The following is a 10,754-nucleotide window of genomic DNA, read 5'->3' on the forward strand; positions in this document are numbered from 1 at the left end:
CTCTAAGATTCAAAAATATATTCAACATACATTCGAATAAAACAATTACTGGGGGGATATGTACTGTGATTGTACCAATATAACTATAAGAAATTAGAAACCTAATTCCTGAGGTTTTTTAATGTTTCACTTTAATTTTTGTTCTTTTGGCTTTATTAGGCCATTAAATCTTTCAAGAGTTTTGATGGCTGTAGGCTCTACAATATCCACAATGATCAACTCGTACGGAGTATTATCCCATATTTCTTTTTTTAAAGATTCAATGGCCTTACGGTGAGTAGATTTTCTTACATCCACACCGCGCCATTTAATATCAAAATAGAATTGTCCATCAGGACTCATTCTTGCGAGGGTATTGAATATAATAAAACGAAGAACTGAAAAATACTGGCTGTCTTTTTTAAACCAAGGGGCTTGCCACCAACCTCCATCTGGTCGCATAACAACCAAGTCCATCTTGGGAATATCTTTGTTTTCCATAAATCTATCTAACATTTTCCAGGTTTGAAGGTGTGTTATATCACCAATAACTTCTCTCGGGCGGTTTTTCATTTCAACTCCGGCATTGGCCCAGTCTAAAGGCTCAAATCGCATTCCAGTTGAAGAGTCTGCTAGAGTTGGATCTCTTAAAAATACACCAGAGCCAAATAAATCTAAGACGTGTGTGGAGCGTCCATTTTCTCTTAAACTCATTAAATAATTTTCAAAATAACTATCAATTTCTTTGATTCCTATTTTATTTAGTAAATATTTAAAGCTCAGCTCGTAGGCGTGTCTTTTTCTAAAAGCCCCGTCCACTCGCCATATAGCCGAACGTAGAGAGTCGAGATCAACCAGTTCAGGTTTATGACCAGAGGCGATCATATCCTTATTAGACTGTTTAATTAATTCTTTAGAATTGAAAGTGTTTTTAAAAAGGTTTTTACAAGAATTTTGCATCCCAAAAGCATTTGTCGATGCCATAAGAGTAAATATGACAATAACTAATAAACGCTGTAGGCAACAAAACATAAACTTTTCCTTTTAACATTTTCAAAGTTACGAAATTTGGTTGAGTTACAGATTCATTTATTGCACTTATGGTGCCTACTAAAAATAGATTTGTTTGTTTTTAAATACAAAAAGATGTTAGTTCTCTATTTTAAGAGCCGCATAATGTTATTATTTCAAAATTATAAGCAACAATTCTACAACAATTCATTTAGAGTACATTGTGAGCTTAAGTTTTAATTTTATTGATTATCTTTTAAGCTTTTGATACATAGAAGCTTAACTTTTTATTGGACCGCTGAAGAGACTCCTTAGTCTCAATAGCAATTGGAGTCCTTGATGACCTACCACCTAAAACTCCTAGGCGGGAACTTTGTAGAGTTCCAGTCCCTCTTAGGATATTCATTTAACAACCCTAAGCTTCTTATCGAAGCCTTCACCCACAAGAGTGCTTTTAACGGCCAAAAAGAACGCTTGCTCGAAAGCAACGAACGCTTAGAGTTTTTAGGCGATGCGGTTGTGGACCTTATCATGAGCGATATTCTTATGAAAGAATATCCAGACAACACGGAAGGCGATCTCACCAAGAAGAGAGCATCTCTTGTGAATGAGTTTTCACTTTTTGAAATTGCCATCAATCTTGAATTAGAAAAATACGTACAACTCGGAAGATCAGAAGTTGAAGTTGGGATGAATCAGAACCAAAGGATTCTCGCTTCATGCTTTGAAGCCCTTATGGGTGCTCTTTATCTCGATGGTGGATTTGAAGTGGTAAGAAAAGTTGTCGAGGCTCTCTTTAGACAAAAAATAGAAAAATTAAAACAAGGCGTTAATGATTTTGAAGACTTTAAGACTCAGCTTCAAGAAAAGCTTCAGAAAAAATTTCGCCAAACACCACTCTACAGCGTGACGGGAAGTACGGGGCCTGAACATCAAAAGATTTTTGAAGTGGAAGTATTATTAGATGGAAAAGTATTAGCAAAAGCAAATGGTCGTAATAAAAAAATCGCTGAACAAAACGCAGCTCGAATAGCGTTGGAGGATATGACATGAACTATAACCCAGAAAATTACAAAGCAGGCTTCGTTGCCCTTTTAGGCATACCGAATGCAGGAAAGAGCACTCTCACAAATTGTCTCGTGGGTGAGAAGGTATCTATCGTAACCAATAAACCCCAAACCACTCGTCGCAGAATCAGCGGAATTGTTTCTCAAAGAAATTTTCAGGCGATCTTAGTCGATGCTCCAGGTGCCGTAGAAAATACATCGGGCCTCAATCAATTCTTAAGAGATGAATTGGATGATGTGATCCGAGGTGCCGATACAGTTCTTGCACTTTTGAACTTGGATGCTCCAAGTCCTGAGCCCCTAGATAGAATCATCGAGATGGCCCAAAATTGCGGAAAGCCTTGGGCTGCCGTAATCAGCAAAACAGATCTTGGTCATGGAAACAGAAGCCACACCTTAAAGGCAAAACTAGAGAACTCGAGCATTCCTTATATCGAGATCTCTGCGCACAGTGAGCCGCAAGAAACGAGAGACAAAGTGTTTGCGATAATTAAAAATCTTCTACCGCCGTCGCCTGCGCCACTCTATAGTGATGAAGCTCCTACAACGGAGAACGTCAGAGACATCGTAGCTGAAACTATCAGAGAAAAGTGTTTTGAAGTATTATTCCAAGAAATTCCTTATCAATTAGCCGTGCAAATCAGAGCTTTTGAAGAGGGCACGACTCTCACCAAGATTTATGCTGACATCATCATAGAAAAAGAAAACCAAAGAAAGATCGTAGTGGGAATGGGAGCGGCAAACATCAAAATGATCGGAACCAGAGCTCGCGTGATCATTGAAAAATTAATTGGTCATAAAGTTTATCTCGAGCTTCATGTGAAAGTGAAAAAGAAGTGGTTCAAAGACCCGATCGTATTAAAGGAGCTTGGTTATGTTATCAAGGCTTAATAAAGTTGCGATCGTTGGCAGACCCAATGTTGGTAAATCTACGCTTTTTAATATTGCGACAAACGCGAGACGTGCGATCGTAAAAAATCAACCGGGCGTGACTCGGGACATTCAGTACGGAAAAGCAGAATGGCGCGGTCATGAATTTGAAGTGATGGATACAGGTGGCGTAACGGAAAGTAATGACCTAATGCCTAAATTGATCAAAGAAAAAGTTATCGATGCGCTCAAGATCAGTGATATGACTCTGGTGATCGTGGATGCGCAAGCAGGACTTATTCCTGAAGACAAAGTTCTTTTGGATATGGTGCAAAGAAGCGGAAAGCCTTTTAGAATCGTCGTCAATAAACTCGACACCGAAGAAAACATCGGTGTGGATATGGCGGACTTTTATCAGTTGGGCGGGGAGTTGATTCCATGTTCTTTTGAAAAAAGACAAGGAATCGCAGACATTCTGGATTGGATCGTGGACTCTATGCCTGTAAAGGACGATACAAAGATTGAATCGGAACTTACGTTTGCCATTCTTGGAAAACCGAATGTGGGAAAAAGTTCCCTGACGAATAAACTTTTAGATGAAAATCGCATGATCGTATCTCCCGTTGCGGGAACTACGGTGGATGCCATTGATATTCCTTTTGAGAGAAACGGCAGAACCTACACCATCATTGATACCGCAGGTCTCAGAAAAAAATCTAAAATTGAAGACGGCGTAGAGATCATCGCGACCATTAAATCCAGAGGAGTTATTCCTAGAGCCGACATCGTACTTCTGATGGTGGATATTCTTGAAGGTCCTACAGAGCAAGATGCAAAAATCTTAAGGCAAGTGCAGGAGGAACATAAGACTGTTCTTCTGGTAGGGAATAAATCAGACGAAGCTAAAATCAAAGTTCCTGCCTTTAGAGAAAAATTCAAAGCTAAGGTTGAAGAAGTATTTCACTTTTATCCCGATATTCCAGTGGTATTCATCAGTGCTTTAACAAGCGCTGGCGTAGAAGAATTATTTAAGAAAATTGATGAGCTTTGGGAGAAGGTAAATACCAAGATCACGACGGGAGAGTTGAACAGATTCTTCACTCAAGTGATTAAGAAAGCTCCGGCTCCAGTTTACAGAACTGGAAACGTAAAGTTTTATTACTTAACGCAAACTCAGCAAACTCCACCGTGCTTTATCGCTTTCGTGAATCATCCGGAAGGTGTGGACAATTCATACCGTAGATTCTTGGCGAAGCAGATTAAGGAAGAGTGGGGTCTCTGGGGAGTTCCAATTAGAATCTTTGCTATGAAAGGCAGACACGCAGAATGAGAAGAGGAGCCTGGAGTACAAGATATGCATTTTATCTCGCTACTGTAGGTTCGGCTTTTAGTTTAGGTAACCTTTGGCGTTTTCCCTACGTTGTAAATTCAAATGGTGGGGGAGCCTTTGTGCTTCTCTACATTCTCTGTGCTTTGGCTCTTGGGCTTCCAATTGTTGTTGCTGAATTGATGTTGGGAAAAGCCTACAAGCAAAGTGTGATCGTCGCGACTGAGCAGATGTCAGATAATAGCCCGATTCCTTGGATCCGTAGAAGTCGTATTTGGTCTTTTGTTGGTACGCTTGCGAATTTTTCAAGTATTGTACTTTTATCTTTTTATTCTGTTATTTGTGGATGGGTACTTTTCTTTTTGATGAAATACATCGCAAAGATTTCTACAGACACAGAGATCTCTCATACTTTATTTACCACTCTTATGGACAATGGATGGTTGCAAGTGGCGCTCATGAGTGTGCATTTGCTAATCACGACGCTGGTGGTTTCCAAAGGACTAAAAGAAGGTGTTGAAAAACTCACCGCCTGGATTATGCCTCTGTTTGTCTGTCTTATGATTTTTTTGGTTTTTAAATCACTGTCTCTTCCTGGGGCATCGGATGCCATGAGATTTTTATTTTATCCTGATTTTTCTAGTTTTTCTAAAGACACACTTTTAAAAGTGTTAGGCCACGTTTTCTTTACGTTGAGCGTAGGGATGGGGGCAATGGTGGTTTTTGGTAGTTACTTAAAGGATGATTCTTATATTCCAAGATCAGGATTCAAGGTTGCGATTCTAGATATTATGGTTTGTCTCTTTGCAGGTTTTTTGATTTTTCCAATTATTTTTACGATGGATAAAATCGAAGATGTGGGGCCAGCACTTTTATTTAACTCGCTTCCTGTATTGTTCGAAAAAATTGGTTTAGGAAAAGTCTTTGGCCTTTTCTTTTTCTTGTGCCTTTATCTTGCGGTTCTTGGGGCGTCGATCATGCTTTTGGAAACGAGTGTGGCAAACCTCATTGACAAGAGAAAGTTCAAGCGTCAAAAGGCTTCATGGATTATGATTGGTGTCGCTTTTGTACTGGGACTTCCATGTGCATTATCGAGCACGGTTTTAGCGGGCGTAAAGGTTTTCAATAAAGACATCTTGAGATTCTATGACAGTTTACTCATCGACACGATGTTGCCTTTAGTGGTACTCGGTATGGCGTTGGCTGTGGGCTTTGGAATGTCAAAGAAAACCAAAGAAGAACATTTCATCAGCGAAAACGAAATGGACTCTGAAAAATTCTTCAGAAACTGGCACTTCCTAATAAGATGGTTCGTCCCAGGAGTAATCATCCTAGCGATCATCCTCTCTCTTATCCCCTAAGGCGCCTTTTAGAAATTAAAGCCTAGGATGGCTTGGATGCGGATGATGTCGCCGTTCATGCGGACGTTGGTTGGCCCGGAATCAGTTTGTAGATAATCGCCTTCATCGGGGAAATTCACATACTGATAGATGGCTTCGATGCCTAAGTGATATTTATTTTTAACCATAGGAAATTCTGTGCCTACTCCGATTTGGAAGGCCATGGAGCTATCTTTTTTGGTGCCATCGTCAACGTTATTTCTCGATTCTCTGGAGAGTTGAGTGATACCACCCAAAATATAAGGGTTAAATTCTGAAATGCCCTTCGTCGTATTTTGCACGTTGAGATAATATTTTAAATCCATAGAAAATCCAGAAACGGTGAGCGAGCCCACGTATCTGTCACCATTTACGGCGAAGTTGAATTTATGATCGCCCGTGATGTAACTCACTTGAGCGGCAAGTCTTAAATCAAAAAAGTAAGAAAGCGAAAGTCCAAACTCTGGTGCCGCTTGATAGATCTGTCCGATCGTGTCGGTGAACACTCTGTAACCTGCGATAAGACCAATAGTAAAAAATCTTCCGTTTTTAAAGAAGTAAATATCTGCTTCTTCATCCGTAGCTTCATCGAACTCGGAGTAGTCGGCGAAGGGATCGTAAGCGTCGTAATTATCTTGGGCGATGAGGATTCCAGACTGAGCCCACGACGATTCAGCATGGAATGCAGATGCAATAGAAAGAACTAGAAGTGCAACAAAAGCTATAGATTTCACAAAGATCCCCTATACATATAGTATAGCAATGTGGGTGCCGAAAAAGAACTATTCTGTTGATTTTGAGTGTATAGGCAGTGGTCTTTTGTCTAGGAACTTCCATACACTTGGTTGGACTCTTTGAAAGTTGTCTCTCTTTGAGACAACTTTATTTAGAAGTAAAAGATCATGCCGGCGTTGAGTGGGGAGTGGCCGATGGTTCTGAATTCAGAATCACTGCGAATAGAGACTACGCCTACGCCTGCTTCAAATGAAAAGGCTAAAGATTCTAATCCTGGAAGGAAAAACTCAGCACCTACAAAAGTCATCAATTCAAATCCGGAATCATTTTTTCCGTCACCACCTTTAGCCACACTGATTTTTTGAGAAATTAATCCTGCGCCACCGCCCATGTAGAAGTTTAAATTTTCTTCTGGGAAAATCACTTTGTAAGCCTTCGCCATAATTCCGAAAGCAGATTCGGCATCGCCAGTTTTGATCCCAAGATCTACTGAAAATCCAAGATCAGGATCGACCCAATATTTTGCTTGAATACTTGGAACATCCACGGACATTTGATTTGCGTAACCAATACCTAAGCGGTGATTAAGATCTTTTGCAAAAGCAGATGTTGATAATAAAACTAAAGCAGCGATTAGGATAATTTGTTTCATTGAAACTCCTTTAGAAAATAATAAGGCAAAATAATTAGGTACGGCAGGCCTTAAATAAAATCGCTAACCAGCCGGAATATCAACAGAAATTTTTTATTTTAAAGCTCCTGTTGCTATGTATTAATAACTGGCTAATAACTGCAAAGACAAACCCCTGCTTTCCTTTTAAGCAAAAATAATCTATGAATATTTCAGTCTAAAAAGAGGTAAATCATGAATTTCTCAAAATCCAATTTTTTAAAGCCCATCAGTGTCTTGGTAGTTTTTCTTTTTGTTTCTCCAAGCTTTGGAAAAACGCTAGATAAGCTTTTACCTTTCCTAGGGAATCCCAATATTGATGTTTTGTCCTACCACTTTGATATCGATATTCCCTCCATTGAGGTTGAAGAGTTCAACGTAGTGATGGATATGGAAGTTTTGGCTTTAAAAGATGCCTCAGAAATTGAACTTCACACCAACGCCAAACTCATCCAGGTGAATGAAGCTTACGTGAATGGCAAAAAAGTTCCCACGTCAATTCTTCAAGGCATTCCAGGAAAAGAAGCTTATGGATTAAAAGGCGATGTTTTATCTATTGATAATATTTCAGTGAATGCTGATGAGGTGAGCAAAGTTAAAATCTTATACACCGTAAAGCTGAGTTCAGGAGATACAGGTTTTTATTCGATGAAGGACGGAAACCTTTCGTATTTGCTCACGCGCAACTGGCCTTACTATGGGAGATTCTGGTTTCCAGGAAACGATTCGCCATTGGACGCTGCAAAAGTTTCTTACAAAATCACAGTTCCAAAAAGTTATATGGGTCTTGCGAATGGTATGTTGATTGATGAAAAGCTCGTAAAGAAGAATAGAAGAGATGTTTCGGTGTTCACGTGGAAGCAAGAAATGCCTACCACCACATATAACTTTGTTTTTGCCGTAGGGAAATTTGCTTCTTACACAGAAGATATCTGCTTCAATGAAGAAGGAATTGATAACGAGCGCGTAGACTGCGAAAAAGCCGATAGAAAAATTCCATTAGAAATTTACTACAATCCAAATAATCAAGTACATCTTGAGATGGTGGAATCTCTCAAAAAGGATGCTCTGTCTGCAATTTATTTTTCGAAGTTATTTGGAAAATATGAATTTGAAAAATTAGGATTTTTGCTTTCGGACTATCCATTCAACATGGAATCCACTTCACTGATTGTACTTCATGACAAACAAGCTTCCGTGCACGAAATCGTTCATCATTGGTGGGGGAATAACGTTCATATTCCACACTGGGGAGATTTCTGGATCAGTGAAGGTTTCACAACGTACGTGACAGGTCTTTATACCGAATACCTCACAGGTAAAAATAATTCTTGCTTGGATTATGAATCTACAAAAAAATTAAATAACCCCGAATCTACTGACCCGAATGATATCTTTGATTTAGTTCCTTATTGCAAGGGAGCGGCTTCTATTCATGATTTAAGAGAAAGGCTTGCGAAGCTTTCAAGTCATGACCGTGACGCTACGAAAGCCTTTTTAAACATGCTCTCAGAGCTTTATAAGACCTACAAAGGATCGGCGCTCTCTACGGAAGCCTTCATTGCATTTGTGAATGAAAATGCAATGGAGATCTACGAGGCCCAAGGTATAAAGCTCGATGAGAATGAGTTTGGACGTGTTCTAAAAGCGTGGTCAAAGAGATGGTACGATCTTTAGTTGACGTACTCGAGGATTTCCACGCTGATATTGTAGTTTGAAAATCCTGCCATAACTTCTGGTCTGATGGTCAATACTCTGTTTGCGTAAGTGTAATCACCTGGATTGAGTTTGGTGTTGTTCACTTTAACACTCAAGATATCAACGATGTTCACCGCGGCCAGTGGGAAGCTAGTATTTGCAAGGATCGTAATTCCTGCTAACATTTCATCAAAATAATCAGACCAATCGTTTTCGCAAATATCAAATACTTTACCACCAGTTAAGCCTGACAATCTAATGTACTCGTTACCTTGACCGTAAACTTGACAGCCGGCGGCTCCGGCATCAGCTACAGATCTTGGTGAAACGATAGAGTAAACAATTGGTTTTGCATTTGGAAAACGTGAATCATAAGCATCTAAGAACTGATCTGACAATACACGGTAGGGATTCCCTGCGTTTTTGGCGTCATCATCTGAAACGATAACAAATACTTTATGAGATTGCTCTCTTAAGAATCCAGAGAAAGCAGAAATTGCAGGTTGATAAACTTTTTCCCAACGTTTTGTAGCGCTACCGCTTGGGATAACTCTGCCGTCAACGTCAGTTTTGTTTTCTAAGAATGTATTGCACCAAGATCCTATTGCCGATCCACCAGAAGGACATACGGAGAGACCAGCAAAGATCAAAGCATCGTTACTGGAGACAAAGGTATTCACTTGAGTTCCGGCACCGGCTGGTAAGCCAGAAGGCAATGTGAAGTACTGGGGATTTGAATCCCCTGGATTTGTAGTGGCGTCTTTAGCACTCAGGAGAGCCATTTTTAAATCCGTGTAGCCTGCAAGTTGAGTTGCGAAAGCTGCCATATTGTTTCTTGTTTTAGCAACTTCTTCGGCCATCGAACCTGAGTTATCTACGATCCAGACGAAGTCGATTTTTTTGTTGGATGTTCCGGCGTTAAAGTTTTCAGTTGAAACTTTGCACTTGCTCGAATCTTGAGAGCATTCGTGCGACCATTGGTTTTGAGCGTCAGTGTTTTGGAAGTTTACTCCAGAGCACTGTTGATACATAACCATAAGAGCAACCATAGGTATAAACAATAGAATGAGTTTAATATGTGATCGCATAACTTCCCCCGAAGTGATTCCCACCATACAATAAGAGTGCAAAGTCACTGCCAGCAAAGCAAGGTTTTATGCTATTTGAGAGTCTAGAAAATAGACAGTGTCTGCCCAATGTATACAATATCTTTGAATCTCAAATTGATACTACTTTGCAGTATCGATGAAGTTGGGTTGAGAAGGTATAAGGTAGAGAGAAGCAAATATGAGCGAACACTCTCCTCTGCGTGAAATGGATTGTATAAGCTTGTTTTCGTAATCTGCTGGCTGTGAGAGGTGGATTGGAAGTGGGTCCATCCTGAGAATGCTTACTTATGGCCATCGTGGCCATAAGTCTGAATAATTCCCTGTAATTCATTATAAATCATTGCATTTTTCGATAATGATCTTGCAAATTTTTGTGAAATTTATTATATTGCCCCATATGAAATCGAAACAAACTGATTTTCTTAAAAATCTTAACCAAACTAAGGTAAAATCTTATGGTGGTGTCACCAAGGGAAAGCGTAAAGTTGCTCGTCCCATTTCCACTAAAAAATGGATGCACTTAACTCTTAAGTCCCATAAAGCCAAAGGCGCTTTGAGCTTTCTTCATGCTAATAATCTTTTTAAAGTAAAATTCATCATTAAAAAACAAGCTTTAAAACATGGAGTGGAAGTTTCGGATTATGTGAATATGGGGAATCATTTGCATTTAAAGGTAAAGCCACATTCAAGACAGGGTTTCCAGAGTTTTTTAAGATCTACCACCGCCATGATCGCAAGATCTGTAACGGGAGCGAATAGGAATCAAGGCTTTGGAAAATTCTGGGATAGCTTAGCTTTCACTAGAGTGATTCAATCGAGTTATGAGTTGTTCCAATTGAAAGGTTACTTTAAAGCAAACAGAATTCAATCCAAGAAAGGATACGAGGCTCGAACAAAATATCTAGATGC

General features: G+C 39.6%; 10 protein-coding genes. 6 read left to right on the top strand and 4 right to left on the bottom strand.

What is annotated here, in order from left to right:
* Window positions 1-126: 126 nt before the first annotated feature.
* Complete coding sequence (locus V4596_00640; protein ID MES2767624.1) at window positions 127-963, bottom strand: hypothetical protein; 837 nt, start codon at window positions 961-963, stop codon at window positions 127-129.
* Between the two features lie 366 nt (window positions 964-1,329).
* Here V4596_00640 and rnc point away from each other — a divergent pair, with 366 nt between their 5' ends.
* The 4 genes from rnc to V4596_00660 are packed head-to-tail and all read left to right on the top strand — an operon-like array spanning window position 1,330 to window position 5,615.
* Window positions 1,330-2,043, top strand: coding sequence for a ribonuclease III (gene rnc / locus V4596_00645; protein ID MES2767625.1), 714 nt, complete (start codon window positions 1,330-1,332; stop codon window positions 2,041-2,043).
* Window positions 2,040-2,948: a GTPase Era gene (gene era / locus V4596_00650; GenBank protein ID MES2767626.1), complete on the top strand. Its 909-nt coding sequence runs from the start codon at window positions 2,040-2,042 to the stop codon at window positions 2,946-2,948. Before rnc ends, era begins: the two co-directional genes overlap by 4 nt.
* Window positions 2,932-4,257, top strand: a complete 1,326-nt coding sequence (der, locus tag V4596_00655) for a ribosome biogenesis GTPase Der (GenBank protein MES2767627.1) — start codon at window positions 2,932-2,934, stop codon at window positions 4,255-4,257. Before era ends, der begins: the two co-directional genes overlap by 17 nt.
* A complete protein-coding gene (locus V4596_00660; protein ID MES2767628.1) occupies window positions 4,254-5,615 on the top strand; it encodes a sodium-dependent transporter in 1,362 nt (453 codons plus the stop codon). The genes der and V4596_00660 overlap by 4 nt, the downstream gene beginning before the upstream one ends.
* Before the next feature lie 8 nt (window positions 5,616-5,623).
* Here the strand turns inward: V4596_00660 and V4596_00665 are convergent, their stop codons facing one another.
* Together V4596_00665 and V4596_00670 are read right to left on the bottom strand one after the other, a co-directional pair.
* Window positions 5,624-6,367 (bottom strand): outer membrane beta-barrel protein, encoded by a 744-nt coding sequence (locus V4596_00665; GenBank protein ID MES2767629.1) that lies wholly within the window; start codon window positions 6,365-6,367, stop codon window positions 5,624-5,626.
* 152 nt (window positions 6,368-6,519) lie between these two features.
* Window positions 6,520-7,020, bottom strand: coding sequence for an organic solvent tolerance protein (locus V4596_00670; protein MES2767630.1), 501 nt, complete (start codon window positions 7,018-7,020; stop codon window positions 6,520-6,522).
* A gap of 213 nt (window positions 7,021-7,233) precedes the next feature.
* Here V4596_00670 and V4596_00675 point away from each other — a divergent pair, with 213 nt between their 5' ends.
* A complete protein-coding gene (locus tag V4596_00675; protein ID MES2767631.1) occupies window positions 7,234-8,715 on the top strand; it encodes a M1 family aminopeptidase in 1,482 nt (493 codons plus the stop codon).
* Here the strand turns inward: V4596_00675 and V4596_00680 are convergent.
* Complete coding sequence (locus V4596_00680; GenBank protein MES2767632.1) at window positions 8,712-9,824, bottom strand: hypothetical protein; 1,113 nt, start codon at window positions 9,822-9,824, stop codon at window positions 8,712-8,714. The genes V4596_00675 and V4596_00680 overlap by 4 nt on opposite strands.
* Before the next feature lie 418 nt (window positions 9,825-10,242).
* Here V4596_00680 and V4596_00685 point away from each other — a divergent pair.
* Window positions 10,243-10,754, top strand: a 512-nt coding sequence (locus V4596_00685; GenBank protein ID MES2767633.1) for a hypothetical protein, incomplete at its 3' end; no start/stop codon positions are given.

The organism is Bdellovibrionota bacterium (assembly GCA_040386775.1).
Classification (GTDB): domain Bacteria; phylum Bdellovibrionota; class Bdellovibrionia; order Bdellovibrionales; family JAEYZS01; genus JAEYZS01.